Annotated in this window: 25 protein-coding genes and 2 pseudogenes; 14 read left to right on the top strand and 13 right to left on the bottom strand. The window is 50.6% G+C overall.

Annotation, left to right across the window (positions count from 1 at the left end; genetic code table 11):
• Nucleotides 1-28 precede the first annotated feature (28 nt).
• The 4 genes from AL515_RS12515 to AL515_RS12500 form a co-directional block, all read right to left on the bottom strand.
• Nucleotides 29-1,408 (bottom strand): MFS transporter, encoded by a 1,380-nt coding sequence (locus AL515_RS12515; RefSeq protein WP_040231128.1) that lies wholly within the window; start codon nucleotides 1,406-1,408, stop codon nucleotides 29-31.
• Nucleotides 1,409-1,461: 53 nt separating this feature from the next.
• Nucleotides 1,462-2,481 carry a Zn-dependent oxidoreductase gene (locus AL515_RS12510; protein ID WP_061067874.1) on the bottom strand — a complete coding sequence of 340 codons (1,020 nt, stop codon included), beginning with the start codon at nucleotides 2,479-2,481 and terminating at the stop codon, nucleotides 1,462-1,464.
• Nucleotides 2,482-2,494: 13 nt separating this feature from the next.
• A complete protein-coding gene (rspA, locus tag AL515_RS12505; protein WP_061067873.1) occupies nucleotides 2,495-3,709 on the bottom strand; it encodes a starvation-sensing protein RspA in 1,215 nt (404 codons plus the stop codon).
• Between the two features lie 108 nt (nucleotides 3,710-3,817).
• Nucleotides 3,818-4,144 (bottom strand): YnfA family protein, encoded by a 327-nt coding sequence (locus AL515_RS12500; RefSeq protein ID WP_005121149.1) that lies wholly within the window; start codon nucleotides 4,142-4,144, stop codon nucleotides 3,818-3,820.
• Nucleotides 4,145-4,298: 154 nt separating this feature from the next.
• Here AL515_RS12500 and AL515_RS12495 point away from each other — a divergent pair, with 154 nt between their 5' ends.
• Both AL515_RS12495 and speG read left to right on the top strand, forming a co-directional pair.
• Nucleotides 4,299-4,640: a DUF1283 family protein gene (locus AL515_RS12495; protein WP_048211710.1), complete on the top strand. Its 342-nt coding sequence runs from the start codon at nucleotides 4,299-4,301 to the stop codon at nucleotides 4,638-4,640.
• 37 nt (nucleotides 4,641-4,677) lie between these two features.
• Complete coding sequence (gene speG, locus AL515_RS12490) at nucleotides 4,678-5,238, top strand: spermidine N1-acetyltransferase (protein WP_048211711.1); 561 nt, start codon at nucleotides 4,678-4,680, stop codon at nucleotides 5,236-5,238.
• Nucleotides 5,239-5,244: 6 nt separating this feature from the next.
• Here the strand turns inward: speG and AL515_RS12485 are convergent, their stop codons facing one another.
• Nucleotides 5,245-5,955 (bottom strand): YnfC family lipoprotein, encoded by a 711-nt coding sequence (locus tag AL515_RS12485; RefSeq protein WP_082193773.1) that lies wholly within the window; start codon nucleotides 5,953-5,955, stop codon nucleotides 5,245-5,247.
• A 103-nt stretch (nucleotides 5,956-6,058) separates the two neighbouring features.
• Here AL515_RS12485 and AL515_RS12480 point away from each other — a divergent pair, with 103 nt between their 5' ends.
• From AL515_RS12480 to clcB, 6 genes and pseudogenes are all read left to right on the top strand, one after another.
• Nucleotides 6,059-6,367 carry a DUF1161 domain-containing protein gene (locus AL515_RS12480; RefSeq protein WP_086523673.1) on the top strand — a complete coding sequence of 103 codons (309 nt, stop codon included), beginning with the start codon at nucleotides 6,059-6,061 and terminating at the stop codon, nucleotides 6,365-6,367.
• A 138-nt stretch (nucleotides 6,368-6,505) separates the two neighbouring features.
• Nucleotides 6,506-8,944 (top strand): annotated as a pseudogene (gene ynfF, locus AL515_RS12475) (selenate/tellurate reductase subunit YnfF).
• 10 nt (nucleotides 8,945-8,954) lie between these two features.
• Nucleotides 8,955-9,572, top strand: coding sequence for a DMSO/selenate family reductase complex B subunit (locus tag AL515_RS12470; RefSeq protein ID WP_048211714.1), 618 nt, complete (start codon nucleotides 8,955-8,957; stop codon nucleotides 9,570-9,572).
• A 1-nt stretch (nucleotide 9,573) separates the two neighbouring features.
• A complete protein-coding gene (locus AL515_RS12465) occupies nucleotides 9,574-10,428 on the top strand; it encodes a dimethyl sulfoxide reductase anchor subunit family protein (RefSeq protein WP_061067872.1) in 855 nt (284 codons plus the stop codon).
• 42 nt (nucleotides 10,429-10,470) lie between these two features.
• The gene (dmsD, locus tag AL515_RS12460; protein ID WP_048211716.1) at nucleotides 10,471-11,085 is read left to right on the top strand and encodes a Tat proofreading chaperone DmsD; all 615 of its coding nucleotides are present in this window, start codon (nucleotides 10,471-10,473) and stop codon (nucleotides 11,083-11,085) included.
• Nucleotides 11,086-11,205: 120 nt separating this feature from the next.
• Nucleotides 11,206-12,495: a voltage-gated ClC-type chloride channel ClcB gene (gene clcB, locus AL515_RS12455; protein WP_061067871.1), complete on the top strand. Its 1,290-nt coding sequence runs from the start codon at nucleotides 11,206-11,208 to the stop codon at nucleotides 12,493-12,495.
• Here clcB and bioD read toward each other — a convergent pair.
• The 3 genes from bioD to AL515_RS12440 all read right to left on the bottom strand — a co-directional run bounded on the left by bioD (nucleotide 12,451) and on the right by AL515_RS12440 (nucleotide 15,519).
• On the bottom strand, nucleotides 12,451-13,146 hold the full coding sequence (gene bioD, locus AL515_RS12450) for a dethiobiotin synthase (protein WP_005121161.1): 696 nt from the start codon (nucleotides 13,144-13,146) through the stop codon (nucleotides 12,451-12,453). The two genes, clcB and bioD, sit on opposite strands and share 45 nt — an antisense overlap.
• A gap of 124 nt (nucleotides 13,147-13,270) precedes the next feature.
• Nucleotides 13,271-14,491 (bottom strand): sugar metabolism global transcriptional regulator Mlc, encoded by a 1,221-nt coding sequence (gene mlc, locus AL515_RS12445; protein ID WP_061067870.1) that lies wholly within the window; start codon nucleotides 14,489-14,491, stop codon nucleotides 13,271-13,273.
• Nucleotides 14,492-14,619: 128 nt separating this feature from the next.
• The gene (locus AL515_RS12440; RefSeq protein WP_048211718.1) at nucleotides 14,620-15,519 is read right to left on the bottom strand and encodes a LysR family transcriptional regulator; all 900 of its coding nucleotides are present in this window, start codon (nucleotides 15,517-15,519) and stop codon (nucleotides 14,620-14,622) included.
• A 107-nt stretch (nucleotides 15,520-15,626) separates the two neighbouring features.
• On the opposite strand from AL515_RS12440, the gene AL515_RS12435 reads away from it, so the two are divergent.
• Complete coding sequence (locus tag AL515_RS12435) at nucleotides 15,627-16,880, top strand: MFS transporter (protein ID WP_048211719.1); 1,254 nt, start codon at nucleotides 15,627-15,629, stop codon at nucleotides 16,878-16,880.
• 35 nt (nucleotides 16,881-16,915) lie between these two features.
• On the opposite strand, the gene AL515_RS12430 is transcribed toward AL515_RS12435, so the two are convergent.
• On the bottom strand, nucleotides 16,916-17,602 hold the full coding sequence (locus AL515_RS12430) for a CPBP family intramembrane glutamic endopeptidase (protein WP_061067869.1): 687 nt from the start codon (nucleotides 17,600-17,602) through the stop codon (nucleotides 16,916-16,918).
• Between the two features lie 173 nt (nucleotides 17,603-17,775).
• Between AL515_RS12430 and AL515_RS12425 the strand changes: the two genes are divergently transcribed.
• The 3 genes from AL515_RS12425 to AL515_RS12415 all read left to right on the top strand — a co-directional run bounded on the left by AL515_RS12425 (nucleotide 17,776) and on the right by AL515_RS12415 (nucleotide 20,933).
• On the top strand, nucleotides 17,776-19,263 hold the full coding sequence (locus tag AL515_RS12425; RefSeq protein WP_061067868.1) for a carboxypeptidase M32: 1,488 nt from the start codon (nucleotides 17,776-17,778) through the stop codon (nucleotides 19,261-19,263).
• A gap of 137 nt (nucleotides 19,264-19,400) precedes the next feature.
• Nucleotides 19,401-19,841 carry an acid resistance repetitive basic protein Asr gene (gene asr / locus AL515_RS12420; RefSeq protein ID WP_048211722.1) on the top strand — a complete coding sequence of 147 codons (441 nt, stop codon included), beginning with the start codon at nucleotides 19,401-19,403 and terminating at the stop codon, nucleotides 19,839-19,841.
• Nucleotides 19,842-20,111: 270 nt separating this feature from the next.
• Nucleotides 20,112-20,933 (top strand): trypsin-like serine peptidase, encoded by an 822-nt coding sequence (locus AL515_RS12415; RefSeq protein WP_048211723.1) that lies wholly within the window; start codon nucleotides 20,112-20,114, stop codon nucleotides 20,931-20,933.
• 34 nt (nucleotides 20,934-20,967) lie between these two features.
• On the opposite strand, the gene mdtI is transcribed toward AL515_RS12415, so the two are convergent.
• The 3 genes from mdtI to AL515_RS24105 form a co-directional block, all read right to left on the bottom strand.
• The gene (gene mdtI / locus AL515_RS12410; RefSeq protein ID WP_040233868.1) at nucleotides 20,968-21,297 is read right to left on the bottom strand and encodes a multidrug/spermidine efflux SMR transporter subunit MdtI; all 330 of its coding nucleotides are present in this window, start codon (nucleotides 21,295-21,297) and stop codon (nucleotides 20,968-20,970) included.
• Nucleotides 21,284-21,649, bottom strand: coding sequence for a multidrug/spermidine efflux SMR transporter subunit MdtJ (gene mdtJ / locus AL515_RS12405; RefSeq protein ID WP_161958620.1), 366 nt, complete (start codon nucleotides 21,647-21,649; stop codon nucleotides 21,284-21,286). The genes mdtI and mdtJ overlap by 14 nt, the downstream gene beginning before the upstream one ends.
• A gap of 107 nt (nucleotides 21,650-21,756) precedes the next feature.
• Nucleotides 21,757-21,927, bottom strand: a complete 171-nt coding sequence (locus AL515_RS24105; RefSeq protein WP_086523670.1) for a protein YdgV — start codon at nucleotides 21,925-21,927, stop codon at nucleotides 21,757-21,759.
• A gap of 130 nt (nucleotides 21,928-22,057) precedes the next feature.
• Here AL515_RS24105 and AL515_RS12395 point away from each other — a divergent pair, with 130 nt between their 5' ends.
• Nucleotides 22,058-23,092, top strand: a complete 1,035-nt coding sequence (locus AL515_RS12395; RefSeq protein ID WP_048211724.1) for an AI-2E family transporter — start codon at nucleotides 22,058-22,060, stop codon at nucleotides 23,090-23,092.
• Nucleotides 23,093-23,123: 31 nt separating this feature from the next.
• On the opposite strand, the pseudogene AL515_RS12390 reads toward AL515_RS12395, so the two are convergent.
• Nucleotides 23,124-24,321 (bottom strand): annotated as a pseudogene (locus tag AL515_RS12390) (multidrug effflux MFS transporter).
• A 262-nt stretch (nucleotides 24,322-24,583) separates the two neighbouring features.
• Between AL515_RS12390 and AL515_RS12385 the strand changes: the two are divergent.
• Nucleotides 24,584-25,435 carry an aldo/keto reductase gene (locus tag AL515_RS12385; RefSeq protein WP_048211726.1) on the top strand — a complete coding sequence of 284 codons (852 nt, stop codon included), beginning with the start codon at nucleotides 24,584-24,586 and terminating at the stop codon, nucleotides 25,433-25,435.
• The last annotated feature ends 40 nt before the right edge of the window (nucleotides 25,436-25,475 follow it).

The raw sequence follows: 25,475 nt of genomic DNA, 5'->3' as shown, positions 1-25,475 counted from the left end.
GTTCAGACCTGACCATACCCTGTCCGTACTAGCCAGCCTGAGTGGCTCCAGCACGAACCGTCTCGGTTTTGCTCACTTCCGCAGCATCTTCCAGGACACTCAAATCACGGTCTTTCACTTCAGGCATTAGCAGTGCTGAAACCAAACCAATCAGCGAGTAAGCCATAACCATCACCAGAATCGGCCACCAGGAATTTGTCATGTTGCAGAAAATACCGGCCAGAACAGGACCAAAACCAACGGCCACCAATCCACCGGCCTCTTTTGAAATTGCCATTCGGGTGAAGCGATTACGCGCACCGAACATTTCAGCCATGGTGATATTTTCGAGTGCGAACAATCCCAGCACCGCAAAATTATGAATAACAATCAGCGCTGTCATAATGACGCCGGGGCTATACGTTTTATCTACAACAATCGATAACATTGGATAAGCAAGAATAATTGCAGATATATTCAGAATTATATATGGTAAACGGCGACCAAATTTATCTGACAACCACCCTAGTAAGGGTATTGTAATAAATCCAAGCACAGAACTAATCATTAAGGCATCTGTCGGTATTGATTTATCAAACAACAATGTTTGCACCAAATATCCGGCAAGGAAAGTCTGAATTAAACCTGAGTTACCCGCCTGTCCAAAACGTAAGCCGGTTGCCAACCAGAAAGATTTACTGGTAAACATTGCACCCAGCGTATTTTCTGACGGGTTATTCAATGCAGGTGCGTTTTCCTCATTATTAACTTTCTCAAATACTGGACTTTCTTTGAGGTTCATTCGCAACCAGATGGCAAAAACCATAACCACTACACTCGCCAGAAACGGAATTCGCCAACCCCAGGCTAACAATTCCTCACGATCAAGGGCAAAGAACATCACGGCCCAGATTGCAGTAGCACTTAATGTGCCGCAGTTAGTTCCCATTGCAACAAGAGAGGAAATGATACCGCGTTTTCCTTTTGGTGCGTACTCAGCGAGCATTGTACCAGCCCCAGAGATTTCGGCCCCTGCACCGAGACCCTGCACAATACGCAGCGTCACCAGTAATACGGGCGCAAAGATACCGATTTGTGCATACGTTGGCAGTACGCCTATTAATGTTGTACAGATCCCCATCATGGTAATGGTAATAAACAGCACCTTTTTACGTCCAATGCTGTCGCCCATTTTGCCAAATATAAATGCTCCAACGATACGAGCAATATATCCCGCACCGTAGGTACCCATTGCCAGAATGAGTGCCATCGCGGCAGATTGCTCCGGGAAAAATATTTCATGAAATACCAGCGCGGCACCCAATGAATATAATTGGAAATCCATAAATTCGAGAGCTGTCCCTAACCACCCTGAAACGGCTGCTCTCACCAGATCTTTCGTTGACCTTTCGTGTTTTTCTTGATTCATATTGGCTATCTCTAAGAGGTAAGATGCGTACCACTTGCTCGCAGTTATTAATATTATTCAGTGAATGTGAGTAAAACTTTGCAGCAATGCTGCTGATCTTTCTCAAACAATTCAATTGCGTCGGTAACGTGGTGATAGTCAAAAGTATGGGTAATAAGTTTATTGGGGTCGATAAGTCCTTTGACCAACCAATCAATAACAACCGGGAATTTATTTGCATTTAATCTTGAAGAATAGATTGAAAGCTCTTTCCCTGTAATACCTTGCTGCACAATCTGGCAAGGCTCGCTGGAGAATCCCATTAAAACTATACGCGCAGCCGGTGATGCCAGCGTGATAGCCTCCTGTAAAATGGATGGATGACAAGCCGCATCCACGATAATCGTAGGTTTCAGTGTCTTCTCAGCAAGAAAATCCTGCAATGATTGCTGCCCATTATTGACTGTCCAGTCAGCACCGCACTGTTTTGCCATCGTCAAACGTTCGTCAATTCTGTCTGCAATCACTACCGTTTTTACTTTATAGACATGTTTAAGTGCCTGAACAGTCGTGAGCCCCATCGGGCCTGCCCCGTAAATCAGTGCGATATCGTTCTCTGTTGGTTTAACTTGTCCGGTCACGTTTGCGGCGATGGTAAAAGGTTCGACCATAACGGCATGCTCATCGGGCACGGTATCGGGGATCGTCCAGGCATTTTTCGCCGGCACGACAGCGTACTCGCTGAAACCGCCATCCCGATGCACGCCCAGCACCACCAGCGATGTGCAAACGTTAGGTTTACCAATCGAACAGGGATAACAATGTCCACAACTGATAACCGGATCAACGGACACACGTTCACCTATTCGCGAACGTTCAACCCCTTCACCTACAGCATCAATTACACCAAAGAATTCATGGCCAATAACTCGCGGATATTTCGCAAATGGATTATGTCCACGATAAATATGGCTGTCTGAACCGCAAATCCCCGCCAGTTTTACTTTTACCCGGACCTCTCCTGCTGAGGGTTCTGGTACTGGTCGCTGTGCGATAACAAGCGTATTCGGTTTTTCAATCACAATACTATTCATAACAAATCACTCCTTACCAGTTCCATAGCGTGCCATCTTCAAGACGGGCGACCGGCAGATATGCGGGATCGTACGGATATTTCGCTGCAAGTTTTTCGTCAAACTCAATACCGAGCCCTGGTTTGTCACCTGGATGCATGTAGCCGTTATCAAAGGTCCAGTTATGCGGGAACACTTCCAACATCTGTTCTGAGTACCCCATATATTCCTGCACCCCGAAATTGGGTACCCACAGATCGAAATGCAGCGCAGCGGCCATGCAGACTGGCGACAAATCGGAAGGTCCATGAGAACCCGTGCGTACCTGATAAAGTGAGGCAAAATCAGCAATACGACGCATACCGGTGATACCGCCTGCGTGGGTAATAGTGGTGCGAATATAGTCGATCAGCTGTTCTTCAATAAGCTGCTTGCAGTCCCAGATACTGTTGAACACTTCCCCTACCGCAATCGGCGTGACCGTATGCTGGCGAATCAGGCGGAAGCACTCTTGGTTTTCAGCGGGGGTTGGGTCTTCCATCCAGAACAAACGGTATTGTTCAATGCTCTTACCAAAACGAGCCGCTTCAATTGGCGTCAGACGGTGATGCATGTCATGCAGAAGATGTTCATCAAAACCAAATTTGTTGCGGACGGCTTCAAACAATTTCGGTGTGAAATCGAGATATTTCTCCGTCGACCACAGCTGCTCTTCCGGCCACTGGCCTTTGGTCGCAGGTTCGTAGGCCAGGCCTTTACCTTTAGACATTCCGTAGGTGGTCTTCATTCCCGGTACACCACACTGCACACGGATCGCTTTAAACCCCATCTCTTTATGACGCGCGTAATTCTCCAGCACATCATCAATGGAATGACCCGTTGTGTGACAGTACACCATGACGCCTTCGCGTGATGCGCCCCCCAGCAACTGGTACAACGGCATATTCGCCGCCTTCGCTTTGATATCCCACAGGGCCATATCCACCGCAGAAATCGCCGACATCGTTACCGGGCCGCGGCGCCAGTAAGCCCCCTTGTAGAAAAACTGCCAGATATCCTCAATTCGATGCGCATCACGTCCAATTAGCTGTGGACACACATGATCTTTCAGGTAGGACGCCACGGATAATTCACGCCCGTTAAGCGTGGCATCCCCTAATCCAGTGATCCCATCGTCTGTCGTGATTTTCAGCGTGACAAAATTACGTCCTGGACAGGTAACAAAAACTTCAGCCCCGACAATCTTCATTTTTTAATCCTTACATCTCTTCTTGTGATGCAGGAAATTTACCCAACTGAACTACTACCATACAAGTATGAAGATCAAAAAAACGCTCACTGATCACAAAAAAAGGCGCTATGCGCGCCCCCATCCGGCAACGATGATCAACATCCCGCACAGTGCTACTAACGCGCCGGACCAGTCGTACAGGCTCAGTTTTACGCCATCGACAATGCGTAACCAGAGCAGTGCAGTCACCACGTAGACACCACCATACGCGGCATATACCCGCCCGCTCGCCGCCGGATGTAGCGTCAGCAACCAGACGAACAGCGCTAATGACACCCCAGCGGGAACCAGCAACCAGGCCGTCGCCCCACGCTTAAGCCAGAGCCAGGGTAAAAAGCAGCCAATGATTTCGCATAACGCGGTGACGAAGAAAAGTAATGTTGTCTTAAGCATTGAAGTAATTCAGTTACCTTCGGTTTAACCATGATACGACAGAATATGTCCAACGTATCCATATGCGCCCAGTGGGTATGCCCTGGCGCAGGAATAGTGTAGAATTTAACCCTGTTTTATCGTTTTTTTCCCTTTCTCATTAAAGGAATTCGCCATGAAAATTACACTGACCAAACGCCTGTGTCTGACGGCCATGCTGACGCTGGCGGCGGCCGTGTACACCTCTTCCGTATTTGCTGAAACCAGTAAACTGGTCATAGAGTCCGGGGACAGTGCGCAAAGTCGTCAACAGGCTGCAATGGAAAAGGAACAGTGGAACGATACGCGTCAGTTGCGTCAGAAAGTCAACAAGCGTACAGAGAAAGAGTGGGACAAAGCCGACGCTGCTTTTGATAGCCGTGATAAATGCGAACAAAGCGCGAACCTGAATGCGTATTGGGAGCCTAACACCCTGCGTTGTCTCGATCGCCGCACTGGCCGCACCGTTGCCCCATAATCATTGTGCTCACTAGAAGATATTGAAAGGATACGATATGGCAAGCGCCCTCAGTGTAAAGCTGCGCCCGCTGGAGCGTGAAGATTTACGTTTCGTCCATCAGCTTGATAACAACGCCAGCGTCATGCGCTACTGGTTTGAAGAACCTTACGAAGCGTTTGTTGAGCTGTCAGACCTGTATGACAAACACATTCACGACCAAAGTGAACGCCGTTTTGTGGTCGAGTGTGACGGTGAGAAAGCCGGGCTGGTGGAGCTGGTTGAAATAAACCATGTGCACCGCCGGGCTGAATTTCAGATCATCATTTCCCCGGATTACCAGGGCAAAGGTCTGGCAACGCGCGCGGCAAAGCTGGCGATGGATTACGGTTTTACCGTGCTTAATTTATATAAGCTGTATCTGATCGTTGATAAAGAGAACGAAAAAGCCATTCACATCTACCGCAAACTTGGCTTTATGGTCGAAGGTGAATTGATTCATGAGTTCTTTATTAACGGCCAATATCGTAACACCATTCGCATGTGTATCTTCCAACAGCAATATCTTGCCGATCACAAAATACCGGGTTCCAGCCTGTTACAACCTACCGCTCAGTAAAAACGGTTAGTAGTAATCAATGGTGTTTTCAATCGAGTAATGATGCTCAACTGCCGGCTTTACGCTTTCGTCAACGATAACCAGCTGGCAGTTGACCGGATTAGCATACGAATCATACTCACAGGTTTGTTTGACGTTACCTAAAGGATGATCGTTCAGCATGCTTACTGCCGTGTAATCCAGTTTTTTCAATGGATCGGCTGACGGTTTAGCCTCAACCTGCAGCGTATTGTCCTTACTGACGGTGGTTTTGCCGAGCGGGTAGCCTTCCGCATCATACCGGTACTGCACCTTCATTTCTTTTCCCGTGGCGGACACAACAAAACCGTTATCGTCGGTATCCCACACTACGCCCGCAGAAGGCAGTTCCGCCAGTTGGCATTTCCCCTGTAAACGGATCCGTTTTTCCATCGTTTCGGCATCCCGATAGAAGTTCGCATCCAGCACTAACGCCATACCCGTATTATTTTCGACATCATGCAATTCCAGCGTATCAAAACAGCCTTCCTGCGAGAGCGTACCTGTGACGCGCTTAGTCACTTCGCCTTTGTCGTTGAGCAGTGTCTGACTAAAATCTTTCACCGGGCCGCGCAGCGGATCAAAATCAAATTCATTGGAGAAGCTGGCCATTTCCGGCGTAAAGGACACCAGCCCTTTGGCGTTATCACACCCAACCAACACGATACACAGGAAACCTAACAGGGTCTGTTTCTTCACATTTTTCACCGGGATAAGAAGATAATTCTCAATCATATTAGCAAATACAGTTATTTACACCAGAAATGCTAATCTTAGTTTATGTCGATCACGAAAGGAGTTGATGATGAAATACATAGCAGGAATTGCCGCGAGCTTATTACTGGTCGCTTCCCCGCAGATCCTGGCGGCACCCGCGTCATGTGAGCGCGTGAAGAGTGATATCGAGCAGCGCATTATTAATAATGGTGTCGCGGAATCCAGTTTCACGTTGAATATTGTTCCTAATGACCAGGCCGATCAGCCTGATTCACTGGTGGTCGGTCATTGTGCCAATGATACGCACAAGATCCTCTATACCCGAACTAACAGCGGTAACGCACCCGCAAACAGTAGCCCTTCTCAGGACGGTCACGTGGCTGAACCGCAATAAATTTTTACCCTCCGTTCGCGGAGGGTCACTCCTGTTTGATATGCATTAATAAGATTTACCTATAAATAGGTAGACTCTACTTCATTGTTAGCAAGCTAGTTATTTCGTTATAAAACAATGTATATAACGATAATTACAATGGAGTGGGTTATGTCTGAAGATGAGCAATATGGAGGTATTAGCCGCAGGACGTTAGTGAAATCCTCGGCTATAGGTTCACTGGCACTTGCTGCCGGAGGCCTGTCACTACCCTTTGGTATTCGTGCCGCTGCTGCTGCCGTACAGCAATCAGTGCAACCTGTTGAAGATAAAGCTGTCTGGAGTTCCTGTACGGTTAACTGCGGCAGCCGTTGCCTTTTACGTCTGCATGTGAAAGATGATGCAGTCTACTGGGTTGAATCTGATACGACCGGCGATGATATCTACGGTAATCACCAGGTTCGCGCCTGCTTGCGCGGTCGTTCGATTCGCCGTCGTATGAACCACCCTGACCGCCTCAAATACCCGATGAAACGCGTTGGTAAACGCGGTGAAGGCAAATTTGAGCGTATCAGTTGGGATGAAGCACTGGATACCGTTGCCGGAAATCTGAAGCGTATTTTGCATGATTACGGTAATGAAGCCGTTCACGTTCTTTACGGTACCGGTGTGGATGGCGGTAATATCACGAACTCCAACGTCCCCTACCGATTGATGAATTCCTGTGGCGGCTATTTAAGCCGTTACGGGAGTTACAGCACCGCACAAATCAGCGCCGCCATGGGATATATGTTCGGTGCTAACGACGGTAACAGCCCCGACGATATCGCCAACACAAAGCTGGTTGTGATGTTTGGTAATAACCCAGCCGAAACGCGTATGAGCGGCGGTGGCGTAACCTGGTATGTCGAGCAGGCACGTGAGCGGTCAAATGCCAGAATGATCGTTATCGATCCACGCTACAATGACACCGCCGCAGGTCGTGAAGATGAATGGCTGCCTATTCGCCCAGGGACGGATGCTGCACTGGCCGCCGCAATCGGCTGGGTGCTGATCACAGAAGATCTGATTGATAAACCTTTCCTTGATAAATACTGCGTCGGCTACGATGAAACCACTCTCCCCGCCAGCGCACCGCGTAATGCGCACTACAAGGCCTATATATTAGGTGACGGCCCGGACGGAATTGCCAAAACACCGCAATGGGCATCTCAGATTACCAGCATCCCAGCAGACAAAATCATCCAGTTAGCGCGTGAAATCGGTTCGGCAAAACCGGCTTACATCTGCCAGGGCTGGGGACCACAACGCCATTCCAACGGTGAACAGACAGCCCGAGCAATCACCATGCTCTCTGTTTTAACATGAAACGTGGGAATTAACGGCGGTAACTCCGGTATGCGTGAAGGGACCTGGGATCTGGGCGTTGAATGGTTCTCCATGTTAGAGAATCCGGTCAAAACACAGATATCGGTGTTCACCTGGACGGATGCTATCGATCATGGCGCAGAAATGACAGCCACCCACGACGGTGTACGCGGCAAAGATAAACTGGATGTGCCTATTAAGTTTATCTGGTGCTATGCCAGCAATACGCTCATCAACCAGCATGGCAATATTGCTCATACTCATGACGTTTTACAGGATGACAGTAAGTGCGAAATGATTGTCGGCATTGAGCACTTTATGACCGCGTCGGCGAAGTACTGCGACATCCTGCTGCCGGATCTGATGCCTACTGAACAGGAAGACCTCATCTCACATGAGTCCGCCGGGAATATGGGCTATGTGATCCTCGGACAGCCCGCTACCTCACCTAAATTTGAACGAAAACCCATCTACTGGATGTTAAGTGAAGTCGCGAAACGCCTGGGCCCGGACGTCTATCAAAAATTCACGGAAGGCCGCACCCAGCACGAGTGGGTGAAATATCTGCATGCCAAAACCAAAGAACGTAACCCGGAAATGCCGGATTACGAAGAGATGAAAACAACCGGTATTTTCAAGAAAAAATGCCCGGAAGAACACTATGTCGCCTTCCGTTCATTCCGCGAAGATCCTGCGGCAAACCCATTGAAAACGCCATCAGGGAAAATTGAGATTTACTCTGAAAGGCTGGCCACCATTGCCGAGACATGGGAACTCAAGCAAGACGAGATTGTGCATCCGCTACCGGCTTATGCGCCAGGCTTTGACGGCTGGGACGACCCCAAACGCAAAACGTATCCGCTACAGCTCACCGGATTCCACTATAAGGCGCGAACTCACTCAAGCTACGGCAACATTGATGTTTTACAACAGGCATGCCCGCAGGAAATCTGGATCAACCCCGTCGATGCTCGTTCACGTGGTATTCATCACGGCGATACGGTACGGGTGTTTAACAGCAATGGTCAGATGCTGATCGCCGCGAAAGTTACACCGCGTATTTTGCCCGGCGTGACAGCCATCGGCCAAGGCGCATGGCTCAATGCTGATATGTTTGGTGACCAGATCGATCACGGTGGTTCTATTAACATTCTCACGTCACATCGTCCTTCTCCGTTAGCGAAGGGGAATCCATCCCACAGTAATCTCGTTCAGGTTGAAAAGGCGTAAGGTGTAACCCATGACGACTCAATACGGATTTTTTATCGACTCCGCCCGTTGCACCGGTTGCAAAACTTGCGAACTGGCCTGCAAAGACTTCAAAAATTTAACGCCTGACGTCAGTTTCCGCCGTATTTACGAATACGCCGGCGGTGACTGGCAGGAAGATAACGGTGTCTGGCACCAGAACGTTTTCGCCTACTACCTCTCCATTGCGTGCAACCACTGTGAAGACCCGGCCTGTACCAAGGTGTGTCCAAGCGGCGCGATGCACAAACGTGAAGATGGTTTTGTGGTCGTGGATGAAGACGTGTGCATTGGCTGTCGCTATTGCCACATGGCCTGCCCGTATGGCGCGCCGCAATACAATGCCGCCAAAGGACACATGACCAAGTGCGATGGCTGTCATGAACGCGTTGCTGAGGGTAAGAAACCCATCTGTGTCGAATCCTGCCCGTTGCGTGCGCTGGACTTCGGCCCGATAGAGGAACTGCGTAAAAAACACGGCACCCTGGCCGCGGTTGCGCCGCTCCCTGGCGCGCACTTTACCAAACCGAGCATCGTCATCAAACCAAATGCCAATAGCCGCCCGACCGGGGATACCACGGGTTATCTGGCTAATCCGAAGGAGGTCTAAAATGGGAAGTGGATGGCATGAATGGCCGCTGGTACTGTTCACGGTTCTGGGCCAATGCGTGGCAGGCGCGCTAATCGTCAGTGGGCTGGGTTGGGTTGCCGCCAAAGACGATGTTGTAAGGCAGCGCATTGTTCGCAGTATGTTTTTTCTTTGGCTGGTAATGGGAATCGCATTCCTGGCCTCGGTTATGCATTTGGGGTCTCCGTTACGCGCATTTAACTCACTGAACAGAGTCGGTGAATCAGCGCTAAGTAATGAAATCGCCAGCGGTTCGCTGTTTTTTGCCGTCGGTGGTTTATGGTGGCTGGTCGCTTTTCTCGGTAAAATGCCTGCTGCATTAGGTAAAATATGGCTGCTGGTAAGCATGTTGCTGGGCGTGGTGTTTGTCTGGGCGATGACCAACGTTTACCAGATAGATACCGTACCGACCTGGTATAATGGTTACACTACGGTGGCCTTTTTCATGACCATGCTTCTGAGCGGGCCACTCTTTGCCGCCCTGCTGTTGCGTGCTGCTGGTGTTCCTTTTAATGCCAACGTGTTCGCGGGAATAAGCGTGCTGGCGTTACTGGTGAGTGCAGGTGTGATTGTCCTGCAGGGACTTTCCCTCGGCACAATCCACAGTTCGGTGCAATTCGCCAATGCGCTGGTACCTGACTACGGCCGCTTACAGGTGTGGCGCATCGTCTTGCTGGCCTCAGGTCTTGGGTGCTGGATATGCCCGCTTATCCGCCGTAAAAACCCGCATGCCGCTGGGCTGGCGTTAGGTTTAATTTTAGTCCTGGCCGGTGAAATCATTGGTCGTGGTTTGTTTTATGGTTTGCATATGACAGTCGGAATGGCTGTTGCAGGTTAACTCTCGGGTGCGGGGCAACCCGCACTGTTCAGGATTGTTTGCATGACCCATTTTTCACAATGTGACAACTTTTCAACCGCAGCGCGCGTTCTGGGCGCGTTGTTCTTCTATGCGCCAGATAGCGCTGAAGCATCTGCGATGGTCAGTGCGTTAAAAGCTGATGGCTGGCAAGCACAGTGGCCGCTGCCGGAAGCTACGCTGTCGCCACTGGCTGCACAAATGCAGACAGATAGCGATGAAACGCTCCCACAAGCCTGGCAACGTTTGTTTATCGGCCCCTACGCTTTGCCATCCCCGCCCTGGGGTTCGGTCTGGCTGGATCGCGAAAACGTGTTGTTTGGTGATTCCACGCTGGCATTACGTCAATGGATGCGCGACAACGGCATTCAGTTTGCGCTGCAACAGAATGAGCCAGAAGATCACTTTGGTTCGCTGTTACTGCTAACCGCCTGGCTTGCCGAAAATGGCCGCCACACCGAATGTGAGCAATTGCTGGCCTGGCATCTACTGCCGTGGTCGGCTCGCTTTCTCGATATTTTTATCGAGAAGGCGGACCATCCGTTCTACCAGGGGTTGGGTAAACTGGCACGCCTGACGCTGGCACAATGGCAGTCGCAGTTATTAGTTCCGGTGGCAGATAAACCATTGTTTCGTTAATGTCACCCACGGGCAGGACAGTTCCTGCCCATTTCCCGCTGAGTTTCGCACGCTGAGCTTTTGCTTCTGCGGCTAATTACCCGCAAAATAAGCCGTCTGAATATTCCTGTCTGGCAACCCATGCATCGTTTACATGCTTATCCTGACCTACGCACTCTGTTTCGGCGTCTGCTGATCGCCGCGCTGATTGGTATCCTTGCAGCCCTGGCCGTTGCAGGATTTCGTCATGCGATGCAATTGCTTGAATGGCTGTTTCTGAGTAACGATACGGGAAGTCTGGTCAATGCCGCGACAAATCTGCCGCCGTTCAGACGCATGCTGACACCTGCGCTCGGTGGTCTGGCCGCAGGACTCTTGCTCTGGGGCTGGCAAAAATTTAATCGTTTACGCCCACAGGCCCCCACAGATTATATGGAAGCCCTGCAGACTGACGGGCAGTTCGACGTCAGCGCAAGTCTGGTGAAATCACTGGCCTCTTTGGTAGTCGTGGCGAGCGGTAGCGCCATTGGTCGTGAAGGAGCAATGATTTTATTGGCCGCATTGGCGGCCTCATGCTTCGCACAACGCTTCACACCGCGTTCGGAATGGAAATTATGGATTGCCTGCGGGGCTGCTGCTGGTATGGCCGGTGCGTATCACGCTCCGTTGGCGGGTAGCTTATTTATTGCCGAAGTGCTGTTTGGCACGTTGATCCTCGCCTCATTAGGGCCGGTGGTTGTCTCCGCCGTCGTCGCATTGTTAACCACCAATGCGCTTAGCGACAGCAACGCGCTACTGTATACCGTTCATCTGACACGTGAGCTGCATGTGCTGGAATATGTGATGATTATCAGCACGGGTCTGTTAGCCGGTCTCTGCGGACCTCTTTTTATGTGGCTTATGACCACCAGCCACAACGGCTTTTTGCGCTTAAAACTCGCACCACCAGGCCAGTTAGCCCTGGGTGGGTTGATCGTTGGCCTGTTGTCGCTACTCACACCTGCGGTCTGGGGCAACGGCTACAGCGTGGTACAGTCGTATTTACTCTCTCCGCCTTTGCTCGCCGTCATCAGCGGAATTTTCATTTGCAAATTGCTGGCCGTACTCGCCAGTAGCGGTTCAGGAGCCCCCGGCGGCGTGTTTACACCAACGCTGTTCGTCGGTTTGTCGATCGGTATGTTACTGGGTCGGGTATGGGGATTCTGGCTTCCGGGGGCGGATGAAATAGCGGTACTGTTGGGCTTAACAGGAATGGCCACACTGCTGGCGGCGACGACCCATGCCCCCATTATGTCGACATTGATGGTCTGTGAAATGACCGGGGAGTATCGACTGCTCCCCGGCCTGTTGATTGCTTGCGTCGTGTCGTCAGTGCTGTCGCGAACGTTACGCCATGACTCTATCTACAGACAACACGCTGCCGAGCATTGACAGACGAATATACTGAGAAAGCTCGCGCTGCTCGGCACGTGGCAAATAAGGCAATTCACCCATCAACGGTGCCGGTAATTTTTTGCTTAGCACGTCGATGATTTCGGCATAATGCGCCAATCCGGGGTTAATACGGTTCGCTACCCAGCCAATCAACGGCAGCCCGTCACTGGCAATCGCCTGTGCGGTGAGAATGGCATGGTTAATACAGCCTTCCTGAATGCCCACCACCATCAGAACCGGGAGTTGCTCCTGTACTACCCACTCCGATAACGGACGCAGATCGTTCATCAGACTACGCCAGCCACCTGTGCCTTCAACAACAACGTGATCAACCTTCTCACTCAGGCTTGCAAGTCCATTGGATAACAGGGTGTAGTTAACCGGACCACTATGCGCCACGCTGCTTTCGTCTTCGCTCAGCGCGATAGGGTTAATCGCCTCGTACGGCAGTTCGATGGATGACACACTTTGCAGCACCAGTGCATCTTTATTGCGCATACCCTCCGGGGTCTCTTTGCTGCCTTTGGCGACGGGTTTGTAACCCGCCACACGTTTACCCCCTGACGCCAACGCTTGTAGTAATGCGCGGGAAACCACGGTCTTCCCAACAGAAGTGTCTGTACCTGTAATAAAGAAACGCTTCAGCATCACTAACTCCACCGTATGCTCTGAAAATATAAGTCAGGAAAATAAAACAGTGGAGAAAGTCTAAAGTATGACGGCCAGAACCAGCTTGAGATAGCGCAATTTTTCGTACAACAGTTAAAAAATGTTAACCCTGTAATAGACGAATCAACAAAGAACCGTTATACATCGCGTCTTTAACGAGAGCGGCCCCCGCCATCGTCCCCTGATTAGAAAATTGCGTACTTTCGACAACAATGTGCTGGCTGTAGGCCGGAAGCGCCTGTTGACGAATGCTGTCAGCAATCGTCGGGAACAAAATGTCAGCAGCTTTACTGAGTGGAGATCCTATCAATATCTTTTGCGGGTTGAACAAATTCACCATGATGGCCAGGATACGACCGACATGTGTCCCAACGCCGTTAATAATATCTTTCGCCAATAAATCGCCCTGCATGGCCGCCTGACACAGTGCGTCTACCGTCAACGGTTGTCCGTGCAGAGAGGAGCTCATTGACTGCTTCAGTCGCACCTGCGCCAGTTCCAGCACGCTGTCGACGCTGGCGATCGTTTCCAGACACCCATGATTACCGCAGTAGCACCGTTTGCCGTAAGGGTCCACCTGCGTATGACCTATTTCGACCAGGCTGCTGCTGCCTGCATGCAGTAAATGACCATCAGTGATCACCCCTGCACCCACGTTGTGATCGATGACTACCTGAATAACATCACGCGCCCCGCGTGATGCACCAAACAGCGCCTCGGCCATGGTCCATGCGCTGATATCGTGCTGAATGTATACCGGCACGCCGGTATGCCGCTCCAGCGTTTCGCCGAGCGGCATCTCTTTGACGTCATCATAGAATGGCATACGATGTACGATACCGTTCTCTGTATCAATAATGCCGGGTAAGGTAATCGCGATGGAAGTTAGGCGTTCGAGTTTTTGCTGGTGACGAATAAAAAAATGATCAACTTGCGCAACAACCCGTTCCAGTAACGATGTCTCGCTGACCAGCGCCATTTCAAGACAATCCTCGACCACCAGTTTGCTGCTCAGATCGCGCAGCGCCAGGAAAATCTCGCCACGACTAATACGAATAGAAAGGTAATGCCAGGCTTCTGTTTCGACAACCAGCCCAACCGCCGGACGTCCGCGGTTACCGGCTTCTTTTATTTCCAGCTCCTGCACCAAATGCGCTTCCAGCATTTCTCGGACAATTTTGGTTATACTGGCAGGCGCCAATTGTGCCAGGCGAGAGAGATCAATACGCGATACCGGTCCCAGCTGATCAATCAGACGATAAACCGCGCCCGCATTGGTCTGCTTAATTTGATCGATATGCCCAGGCTGACTATCAGCAACCACCACTTACTCCCTTTATTTTCGCGCTCCGAAATAATCTGTAGACTATGGTGAAGCACTTCAATGGTTTCCGTCAACTTTTTGCTTAGCCTTGTGATTTACTGCACATTTTCGACCATTTTTAAACTAAATTAACCGCGCTGCACTGCGGCTAAAAGCTGCTGGCGAAAACGCTGCGCAGCGTGGCTTTGTTCATGATGCTTCGGCCACACCAACCACATTTCGGAGACCGCATCGTCTTCGGCAATAGGGATCCAACACATTTCATACAATTGCACCCGTTTAAAAGAGGCGGGCAAAATGGAAACCCCCAACCCTGCGGCCACCAGTCCAATGATGGTCATCGCCTCACCGACCTCCTGGGCGATGGTTGGTTTCAGATCATAACGGCGCATCAGGCCGAGAATATCGTCATACAACCCCGTTCCAACATGCGGATCAAAAAAGACAAACGGCTCGTTTGCCAACTCCGCCAGCGTCACCACCGGCTTTTGCGCCAGAGGATGTGCGCGTGGGATCATCGCCATCAGCGGCTCATGCAAAATGACCTCCCGCGCCAGCGTGTCCGGTAGTTGCGTATTGCGCAGGAGCCCTAAATCCAGTGTTCCCTCGTTGAGCGGGGCAATTTGCTCGCGCGTATTCATTTCACGGGTTTGCATATGCACCGCAGGATAGCATTGGCGAAAAAGAGACAGCGTATCGGACACGGCCTTAATAAACGGGGCTGATGACGTAAAACCGATGCGCAGTTCTCCCGACTCCCCCAGGTGTAATCGCTCAGCACGGGCGGCAGCCTCATTTACCAGACCCAGGATTTGCCGACTGTCCGCCAGAAACTGTTTTCCGGCAGCGGTAAGCGCCACGCTGCGGTTAGTCCGCGCCAGTAGCCGTGCACCCACCTGCTGCTCAAGAATCTGGATCTGCTGACTCAACGGAGGTTGCGAAATATTCAGTCGTGCCGCTGCACGACCAAAATGCAGCTCTTCCGCAACTGCCACAAAGTAACGTAAATGACGCAGTTCGATATTCATATCTTTAAAATATTATTTGAGATTATTAATATATTAGACAGAATATTGTGATTTTCATACTCTTAAGGCTGGTCCTGTAGACGTAATTGGATGAGCAAGGATTTCAAGTGAGCCGTACAACAACTGTCGATACCGCGCCAACAAGCGATGTTGATGAACAGATAGTTACCCCGCCGGATGGTTTTATCAAACGCGGAACATCCCCATTTATGCGCGTCACGCTGGCGCTGTTTTCCGCCGGACTGGCGACTTTTGCCCTCCTCTATTGCGTACAACCCATACTGCCTGTGCTTTCGCACGAGTTTGGTGTCTCTCCTGCCAGCAGTAGTATTTCGCTCTCCATTTCAACAGCGATGCTGGCAATAGGGTTACTGTTTACCGGCCCACTTTCCGACGCCATAGGCCGCAAGCCGGTGATGGTGACCGCGCTGCTGCTCGCCTCTTGTTGTACGCTCCTTTCAACAATGATGACCAGTTGGCACGGTATTTTAATCATGCGTGCGCTGATCGGACTGTCACTGAGCGGCGTGGCGGCCGTGGGGATGACCTATTTGAGTGAGGAAATTCACCCAAGTTTTGTTGCATTTTCAATGGGCTTATACATCAGCGGAAACTCGATTGGTGGTATGAGTGGTCGTTTGATTAGCGGCGTGTTTACTGACTTTTTTAACTGGCGAATCGCGCTGGCGGCTATTGGCTGCTTTGCCCTCGCCTCCGCGCTAATGTTCTGGAAGATCTTACCGGAATCACGGCACTTCAGACCGACATCGTTACGGCCTAAAACGTTATTTATCAACTTCCGTTTGCACTGGCGTGACAGAGGACTTCCACTGTTGTTCGCAGAAGGGTTCTTGCTGATGGGGTCGTTTGTCACACTGTTTAACTACATCGGCTACCGTCTGATGCTGTCTCCCTGGGCGCTGAGCCAGGCTGTCGTCGGTTTGTTGTCTGTGGCTTATCTTACCGGCACCTGGAGCTCACCAAAAGCCGGTTCCATGACCACCCGTTATGGGCGCGGCCCGGTAATGTTGTTCTCGACAGGCGTGATGTTGTTCGGATTAATAATGACTCTGTTTACCTCGTTATGGCTGATTTTTGCCGGTATGTTGCTCTTTTCAGCCGGCTTTTTTGCGGCGCATTCCGTGGCAAGTAGTTGGATCGGGCCGCGAGCCAAACGCGCTAAAGGCCAGGCCTCTTCACTGTACCTGTTCAGCTATTACCTGGGCTCAAGCATTGCCGGTACACTAGGGGGTGTTTTCTGGCATAGCTATGGCTGGAACGGCGTGGGCGGGTTTATCGCACTGATGCTGGTGCTGGCGCTATTGGTTGGTGCCCGATTGCACCACCGTCTGCACGCATAATCAATGATGCCCGAAAACCGGGCATCATAAACGTCTCACGATAACATAAACGTCTGGGCGCTAATCTGCAGAGCAATTACCGTACCGTTCATCAAAATATGTAGCAAAATCGGCATCAGTAAACCGTTACTTTTCAGCCTCGCCAGGATCAAAACCTGGGACACAATAAACAACATCAATAACGTTCTCAGATCCACATACTGTGTATGCATCACGGCGAAAATAGCCGACACCACCACTGACGACAATCCTGTTTTATTATTGAACCAGTACTGAAAGGCATTGAACAGGCAGCCCCTGAAGATGATTTCTTCATACACGGGTGCAATAAATATCAGCGTTACACTGGATAACCAAAGCGCGTAGCTGTTCAGTGAGACCTGGCTTGTCACCCATTCTTCGGTCTTTCTGATCCCCAATACCCAGGGCAGGACCAGCTGCACAATCAGCAGCGCAACAAACAATATGGCAAACCACCTGGCGTTGAATGTTCCTTTGCCGAGACCGTCTCTTTTTCTAAAGAAAACGTAATACAACGGCACCAGAACGACGAATTCCAGTGTAAACAGCAGCGGGAAAAGTAATCCTTTGGCGAGCAAGTCGTGACTGGCAGGGAAAAATAATGGGGAAAATGTGAGGCCGAACATCAACAAAAACATAGAGAAACAGCCAGCCACCGCTTTTGTCCTTGCGATATATTCGTTACTGACTTCCTGTTGCACATCAGCTCCTTGGATAAAATGAAATGTTCTCGTTATCTGAACAATACACAACCATGATAAAAAGTATCATTATCATTGACAAGCTACCAAAATTCCCATGCCTATGATGAATGGGTTAATTTGCGAAATCGCGTTAGACTCTGAAATCTGGTCCAACAGAACGAGAACAAAAAATGAGTAACAGCGATAATTACCATCAACTCACCCGTACGTTCCAGCGCCTCTCTCGCTTCTCCCACCTCTCGGCAATAGCCAGTTGGGACATGTTTACCATGATGCCGCCTGGCGGTAGCAAAGCCCGGGGTGAAGCGCTGGCTGAACTGAGCGTGCTTGAACATCAACTGTTAACCGGTGCCAATGTGGCAAAGTGGATCGCCGCCGCACAGCAGGAAGACCTGAACGATGTCGAGCAGGCCAATCTGCGCGAAATGTCACGGCTACATCATCAAGCGTCCTTGCTACCCGAATCACTGGTAGAAGCGAAATCACTGGCGGGCAGTCGTTGCGAACATGCCTGGCGCAGCCAACGCCCGGCCAATGACTGGGAAGGGTTTGCTGAAAACCTGAAAGAGGTGGTTAAGTACAGCCGCGAAGAAGCCCGACTGCGTGCAGAAGCGAAAGGATGTTCGCCCTACGACGCATTACTGGATGTCTTTGAACCAGAGATGACCAGCGCCCGGCTGGATATTCTCTTTGCCGACATCAAGAGCTGGCTACCCGAATTGCTCAATAAGGTAGTGGCAAAACAATCACAACAATCGCTTATCGCCCCCACTGGTCCCTTCCCGACTGCAGTTCAGCGTGAGCTGGGCCTTGAAACCATGGCTCAGTTAGGTTTTGATTTTACCGCGGGACGCCTGGACATCAGTGCACATCCGTTCTGCGGCGGCGTACCGCAAGATGTTCGGATTACCACCCGCTACGATGAAAACGAACTGCTCAGCGCGTTATTTGGCGTCATTCATGAGACAGGTCATGCGCGTTATGAGCAAAATCTACCTCAGAACTGGTCAGGACAACCTATTGCCCTGGCACGATCAACCGCCATCCATGAATCTCAGAGCCTGTTCTTTGAAATGCAATTAGGCCGCAGCCCGGCGTTTCTGAAACGGTTAATTCCCGCAGTAACCCGACATTTTGGCAATCAACCCGCCTTTGAGGAAAGCAATTTCATCGCCTGGAACCAGCAGGTCAAACCGGGCTATATCCGCGTTGACGCTGACGAGGTTAGCTATCCTGCTCACGTGATCCTGCGTTATGAAATCGAGCGCGCGTTGATTAACGGCGACATTGAGGTCGATGATATTCCTGCCTTGTGGAATGAAAAAATGCAGGCCTGGTTAGGGCTCTCTACGATCGGGAACTACCGTAACGGCTGTATGCAGGATATCCACTGGACCGATGGCGGTTTTGGCTACTTCCCTTCGTACACATTGGGGGCGATGTATGCAGCCCAGATTTTCAGTGCAGCTAACCGTGCCTTGCCAGGCTTAAACCACGCCATTGCGCAAGGAGATTTTAGCGCCTTGTTTGACTGGTTGCGCCAGAATATCTGGCAACATGGCAGTCGTTTCACGACCGAGCAGCTCATTACCCAGGCAACCGGAGAGCCGCTGAGCAGCCGCTATTTCCGCGCCCATCTGGAAGCCCGCTATCTGTAATCGTAAACCGTGAGTCATTGTACAAACGGTTACACGTCGAAACCAATGACTCACGGAAGCCCAGAGATTACAGCGATATAGTTATTTCAACGGCCCCGCAGTGGGGTTGAATGAAAAACCAAATCGAGGGTATGAGAATGAAAAAAGTATTAGCTCTGGTTGTTGCCGCTGCTATGGGTCTGTCTTCCGCTGCATTTGCTGCTGAAACAACTGCTACTACCGCTCCGACTGCTGCTGCGACCACGAAAGCCGCACCGGCAAAAACCACTCATCATAAAAAACAGCACAAAGCAGCTCCGCAGAAAGCGCAGGCTGCCAAAAAGCACGCTAAAAAATCCGCAGCTAAACCGGCTGTAGAACAGAAAGCTCAGGCTGCGAAGAAACACACCAAAAAAGCAGCAACCAAGCCAGCTGCAGAGCAGAAAGCTCAGGCAGCCAAAAAACACACCAAAAAAGCAGCAACTAAACCAGCTGCAACCAAACCAGCCGCAGAGCAGAAAGCTCAGGCCGCTAAAAAACACACCAAAAAAGCAGTAAAACACGAAACCGCTAAACCAGCTGCTCAGCCGGCTGCATAAAACATCTGTAGTAACCATGGCATCCCCCATGCCATAGCATACGGCGCTAAATCAGTCTGATTTAGCGCCGCCTTTCGGAGGGTAAAATGGTGTCACATTACCGCTTTGAGTTCATTCTTATTACCCTGATAATTTGCGCTCTTATCGCCATGCATTTTTATCTTTCCTGAGTGTAGTTATCTGATTTTACTCCCACTTTCCCGCCGTCCCGTCTATAGTATTAACTGAGGGTTTGCTGTTAATAATCATAATTCCCCACCAGAGTGTGATATGCATAAAACCATTGCGGTATTACTGGGTTCAATTTGTCTATTTCCTGTCGTTGCACATGCGGAGCAGCCTGCAACGACCATTGCTGAAGCCGATAACATAAAAACGCTGTTTTTTGGTCATGATGATCGTGTGAGGGTGACTGACCCTACACAATCACCGTGGGACGCTATCGGGCAACTGGAAACCGCCAGCGGTAACCTGTGTACGGCTACGCTCATTTCACCTCACCTGGCCCTGACCGCCGGGCACTGCTTACTCACCCCACCAAAAGGCAAGCCGGATAAAGCCGTCGCGCTACGTTTTGTGTCGAAAAAGGGTATCTGGCGCTATGAAATCCACGGCATTGAAGGACGGGTTGATCCCTCTCTCGGCAAGCGTTTAAAAGCAGATGGTGACGGCTGGATTGTCCCACCTTCTGCAGCTCCGTGGGATTTTGGTCTGGTAGTGTTACGTTATCCCCCCTCCGGGATCACGCCGCTACCGTTATTTGACGGTGATAAAGCCGCGTTAACCGCTGCGCTAAAAGCTGCTGACCGTAAAGTGACTCAATCGGGGTACCCGGAAGATCACCTGGATGACCTGTACACGCATCAGGATTGCGTGGTAACTGGCTGGGCGCAAAATACAGTCTTGTCGCATCAGTGCGATACGCTCCCTGGCGACAGCGGCTCCCCATTGATGTTAAAGACAGATTCAGGCTGGCAATTAATTGGTGTGCAAAGCTCCGCTCCAGCAGCAAAAGATCGCTGGCGGGCAGATAATCGCGCCATTTCTGTGACGGGTTTTCGCGATAAACTCGAAGCACTGGCGAAGGGATGACGCATGCTGCCCACGTTTGCGGGCAGCACGTAGATTAGGCAAGTTTGATCATTATCATTCCGGCCAGCAGCAAGGCGACGCCAATCCAGCCTTTGTTATTCAGGCGCTGACCAAAAAGCACCCATCCTGCGGCCAACGTTGCGGCGATCCCGAATCCTCCCCACAGCGCGTAGGCGACAGAAAGGTCGATCCCTTTTACCGCCTGGGACAGCGCACTAAAGGCCGCTAACACCGCCACCAGCGACAACACGCCATAAGCCTTACGGCGGAAACCATCGGAAAATTTTAAGAAGACGTTAGCAACGATTTCAAGAACGATGGCCATTCCAAGCCACGCGCCGTGAACCCACTCAAACTGCTGCATGGGTCACCTCCCTCCTCGCTTTTGCCGGCTTGCGGGTACCCGATTTGATCAACACAATGCCTAACACCAGCGAGACCAGTCCAGCAACTTTCATCGTGGTCAAGGTTTCGTCGAATAACAACACGCTAAACAGCGTAATAAATAAAATTCCGATACCTTCCCATAAGGCATAGGCCACACCAAGGGCGATTTTTTTAACGGCAAAACTGAGAAAAATATACGATAAGGCGATCATTACCAGCATTAAAATAAAGCCCGCATTACCATGGCCTACGCTGGCCCATTTCATTGACAGCGTACCGGTAATTTCAGCCGCAATGGCCAGACCTAATAATATCCAGTAAAACATGATGCTTCTCCTGCTTGAGAATATAGTCCTTTGGGCCTACTGCATGCAGTAAACCAAAAAATAGAATCAGATAGCTCAGCGCATAACGCCAGCTCAGGCAGAAGAAGGGACTAAAGCGCGTTGCGCCAGTGTTGCTCACCCGCAAGCAAGAAAGTGGAGGAGGTACGAAGAAGTGTAGGTAAACGCAAAAACATCCTGAACGTATTGTCCATAATATTACAATTATCCGCAGTGTTGCTTCTCATCATCGCGGATGATAATTGTCCTCGGTAGTTAAACACAGATGATTTGTATCATAGGTTCAATGCGAACTCAAAATCTTTTCACTTCTTTACCCGACTCGTTTGATTTTTGTTATAACGGCTCGAGGCAGATCACATTATTATATTGATAAAAAACTCAGGGATTCACATGGCAAAACCGATCATCACGCTTAACGGCCTAAAAATAGTTATTATGCTCGGCATGTTGGTTATCATTTTAACCGGTATCCGATTTGCCGCCGATATCATCGTACCGTTTATTCTGGCGTTATTTATCGCCGTCGTGCTTAATCCCGTAGTACAGCGCATGGTTAAGCTCCGCATACCGCGTGTCTTTGCCGTGTCATTGCTGGTTGTTATTATTGTCATGCTAATGGTGCTGCTTCTGGCTTATTTAGGTACATCCTTAAATGAGCTGGCACGGACACTGCCGCAGTATCGTTCGTCATTGGTTATCCCACTGAAAAATATCGAACCGTGGCTACAACGTGCGGGGATCGGCGTTTCCGTAGACGAGTTGGTGAAATATGTCGATCCGAACGCTGCGATGACGCTGGTCACCAATTTATTGACGCAACTCTCTAATGCGATGTCCTCGATATTTCTACTGTTGCTGACCGTGGTTTTTATGCTGCTGGAAGTACCGCAACTCCCCGGAAAACTCAAACAAATGATGAGCCGCCCTCTTGAGGGAATGGCCGCAATCCAACGCGCTATCGACAGTGTCTCACACTATCTGGTACTAAAAACCGCCATCAGCATCGTCACCGGCCTGGTCGCCTGGGGCATGCTTGCCGCACTGGATGTCCGCTTCGCGTTTGTCTGGGGACTACTGGCCTTTGCCCTGAATTATATTCCTAACATCGGTTCGGTGTTGGCAGCGATTCCCCCTATTGCTCAGGTACTGGTATTCAGCGGTTTTTACGACGCGTTGCTCGTGCTGGCAGGTTATCTGGTGATTAACCTGGTATTCGGCAATATCCTCGAACCCCGCATCATGGGACGTGGGCTGGGACTTTCTACGCTGGTGGTATTCCTGTCGCTGATTTTTTGGGGCTGGCTGCTCGGTCCCGTTGGGATGCTGCTTTCAGTACCGCTGACCATCATTGTAAAGATTGCCCTTGAGCAAACAAATGGTGGTCAAAGCATTGCCGTCCTGCTGAGCGATCTTAACAAAGAATAAGCGTATGCCCCGCTATCGCGGAGCTGTTCAACTACTGTTTGTCTCGGAACACCAGTGCGGCGCTCATCAGTGTGAATAGCGCAATAATCCAGGCCATGGTCCAGGGGGTGCCGTCACTCAATCTCGCCAGCAGTAACGATGAGATGATGCCACTGCCATACTGTAATGAACCAATCAGCGCCGAAGCTGACCCGGCGATATTGGGGGCCGCATCCAGCGCGGCGGCCGTCGACGTTGCTGCAATGATCCCATTCATCGAAAATAGCAGAAACACAGTGATGATAATGGCAATAACCCCCCCCTATTTCCAGCTTAACCAGCAGTGCCAATGCAACAGCAGCCAGTGCCGCCAACATTGTCGCGTACTTAAGCAACTGTTCTAACGCGTGCCGTTGCACCAGCCGGCGGTTGACCACACTCATCGCCATAACGCCGACAATATTTAACGCAAATAACCAGCCATAATGCTGCGGATCGACATGGTAATAGCGAATGTAAACAAATGGCGAACCGGTAATAAACGCATACGCACCCACGTAATAAAAGGTCAGACTCAGGGTGTAGCGCATAAATCGACCATTGGTTAATAGCGCGCGGTAATGATGGAATGCGCCTGCCAGTGAGGCTTTTACGCGTCTTTCTTCAGGGAGTGTTTCCGGTAACCACAGCAACGAGATAAACATCAGCACGCCAATGGCCACCAGTAACCAAAAAATAGAGTGCCAGGTGCTCAGTCGAATAATTTGCCCGCCAATCAATGGCCCTGCGATGGGGGCAATCGCCATAACCAGTACCAGGGTTGACAACATTTGCGCCGCACGAGTACGAGCAAAGAGATCACGAATCATGGCACGCGCCAGCATCGGTCCGGTACAGGCCCCCAGCGCCTGAAAGACCCGCCAGAAAACAATTTGCGTGATATCCGTGGACAGCGCACACCCCGCAGAACCGATGATAAACAGCACCATGCCGATGAACAACGGTGTACGTCTACCCAGATGATCGCTGATCGGTCCCCAGATCAGCTGCGCAATAGCAAACCCCACCAAAAAACCGGTAACAGTAAGCTCCACATTGCCGTTTAAATCCCCCGCCATGGTCGGCATCGCCGGGAGGTAGATATCGGTTGAAAGTGAAGTAAAGGCCATCAGGCCGCTGAGGATTAGAATAAAAGAGAGACCGGTCTGGCTTGCAGTAGCAGCCGGCAAGCACTGTTCACGTGTACGCATAGCGTCCTGTTATCTTAGGAAAAGTCAGGTGGCAGTATATACGGGGTGAATGACAGTGATTAGATAGCCGAAGAAGCATAAGTTTATGAACGCCAATCATGAGTAACGCCCTCTCCCCGCTAACACATGCGACAACCTTCGCATTTTAGCCGGCTAAAAATGAATTTAGCTCATAGGTCTATGCTGATTTAACGGACTAATGGTGTGAACAGATTCTTGCTAATCTGCTGGCAATGCAAAAAATGATGTTCAGGAGCGTTCCATGAATACAACGGTCTTAAATAACGGTGTTGAGATGCCTCTGCTCGGTTTTGGTGTATACCAAATGACCGAAGCGAACGAGTGTGAGCAAGCCGTGCGGGATGCCATCGAAACAGGATATCGCCTGATCGATACCGCCGCCTCCTATCTGAATGAAACTCAGGTCGGCAATGCGCTGAAACAAAGCGGCGTACCCCGCGATGAACTTTTCATCACAACCAAGCTGTGGTTACAGGATACCAGCTACGCTGGCGCGAAAGCTCAGTTTGCGCGTTCGTTGCAGCGCCTTCAACTTGACTACCTTGACCTGTATTTAATCCACCAGCCCTATGGCGACGTACACGGTGCCTGGCGTGCGATGGAGGAACTCTACGAGGAAGGGAAAATTCGCGCAATTGGCGTCAGCAATTTTCACCCGGACCGTCTGGCAGATTTGATGGCCTTCAACCGCATCATCCCGGCAGTGAATCAGATAGAAGTGAATCCCTTCCACCAGCAACCGCATGCCGTAGCCTGGATGCAGAGCCGCAATATTCAACCACAAGCCTGGGCACCGTTCGCCGAGGGGCGCAATGACCTGTTTCAAAATCCGACACTGGCCGCGATTGGTAAAAAATACGGGAAAAGCATCGGTCAGGTAGTACTGCGTTGGATTTATCAGCGCGGAATTATTTCTCTGGCGAAAACCGTGCGTAAAGCGCGTATGACAGAGAATATTCAGATACTGGATTTTACCTTAACGACTGAGGAAATGACGCAAATCGCCGCCATGGACGCCGGGATCAGCGCATTTTTCTCGCATCGCGATCCGGCGCGCGTGGAATGGATAACCCAGCGTAAACTGGATGTTTAATAAAAAAACGGCCTCCGCAGAGGCCGTCTTACTTTTAAGC

Source organism: Citrobacter sp. FDAARGOS_156 (genome assembly GCF_001559235.2).
Taxonomy (GTDB): Bacteria; Pseudomonadota; Gammaproteobacteria; order Enterobacterales; family Enterobacteriaceae; genus Citrobacter; species Citrobacter youngae.
This window is presented reverse-complemented; position numbering and strand designations above follow the sequence as displayed.

Excerpts from the sequence above, each read along its gene's own strand:
- AL515_RS12470 (WP_048211714.1), top strand. The coding sequence starts at position 8,955 with ATGACGACTCAATACGGATTTTTTATCGACTCCGCCCGTTGCACCGGT.
- AL515_RS12495 (WP_048211710.1), top strand. The coding sequence starts at position 4,299 with ATGAAAATTACACTGACCAAACGCCTGTGTCTGACGGCCATGCTGACG.
- AL515_RS12425 (WP_061067868.1), top strand. The coding sequence starts at position 17,776 with ATGAGTAACAGCGATAATTACCATCAACTCACCCGTACGTTCCAGCGC.
- AL515_RS12440 (WP_048211718.1), bottom strand. The coding sequence starts at position 15,519 with ATGAATATCGAACTGCGTCATTTACGTTACTTTGTGGCAGTTGCGGAA.
- AL515_RS12510 (WP_061067874.1), bottom strand. The coding sequence starts at position 2,481 with ATGAATAGTATTGTGATTGAAAAACCGAATACGCTTGTTATCGCACAG.
- dmsD (WP_048211716.1), top strand. The coding sequence starts at position 10,471 with ATGACCCATTTTTCACAATGTGACAACTTTTCAACCGCAGCGCGCGTT.
- speG (WP_048211711.1), top strand. The coding sequence starts at position 4,678 with ATGGCAAGCGCCCTCAGTGTAAAGCTGCGCCCGCTGGAGCGTGAAGAT.
- AL515_RS12480 (WP_086523673.1), top strand. The coding sequence starts at position 6,059 with ATGATGAAATACATAGCAGGAATTGCCGCGAGCTTATTACTGGTCGCT.
- mdtI (WP_040233868.1), bottom strand. The coding sequence starts at position 21,297 with ATGCAGCAGTTTGAGTGGGTTCACGGCGCGTGGCTTGGAATGGCCATC.
- AL515_RS12465 (WP_061067872.1), top strand. The coding sequence starts at position 9,574 with ATGGGAAGTGGATGGCATGAATGGCCGCTGGTACTGTTCACGGTTCTG.
- asr (WP_048211722.1), top strand. The coding sequence starts at position 19,401 with ATGAAAAAAGTATTAGCTCTGGTTGTTGCCGCTGCTATGGGTCTGTCT.
- bioD (WP_005121161.1), bottom strand. The coding sequence starts at position 13,146 with ATGCTGAAGCGTTTCTTTATTACAGGTACAGACACTTCTGTTGGGAAG.
- AL515_RS12395 (WP_048211724.1), top strand. The coding sequence starts at position 22,058 with ATGGCAAAACCGATCATCACGCTTAACGGCCTAAAAATAGTTATTATG.
- AL515_RS12415 (WP_048211723.1), top strand. The coding sequence starts at position 20,112 with ATGCATAAAACCATTGCGGTATTACTGGGTTCAATTTGTCTATTTCCT.
- rspA (WP_061067873.1), bottom strand. The coding sequence starts at position 3,709 with ATGAAGATTGTCGGGGCTGAAGTTTTTGTTACCTGTCCAGGACGTAAT.
- AL515_RS12500 (WP_005121149.1), bottom strand. The coding sequence starts at position 4,144 with ATGCTTAAGACAACATTACTTTTCTTCGTCACCGCGTTATGCGAAATC.
- AL515_RS12515 (WP_040231128.1), bottom strand. The coding sequence starts at position 1,408 with ATGAATCAAGAAAAACACGAAAGGTCAACGAAAGATCTGGTGAGAGCA.
- clcB (WP_061067871.1), top strand. The coding sequence starts at position 11,206 with ATGCATCGTTTACATGCTTATCCTGACCTACGCACTCTGTTTCGGCGT.
- AL515_RS12385 (WP_048211726.1), top strand. The coding sequence starts at position 24,584 with ATGAATACAACGGTCTTAAATAACGGTGTTGAGATGCCTCTGCTCGGT.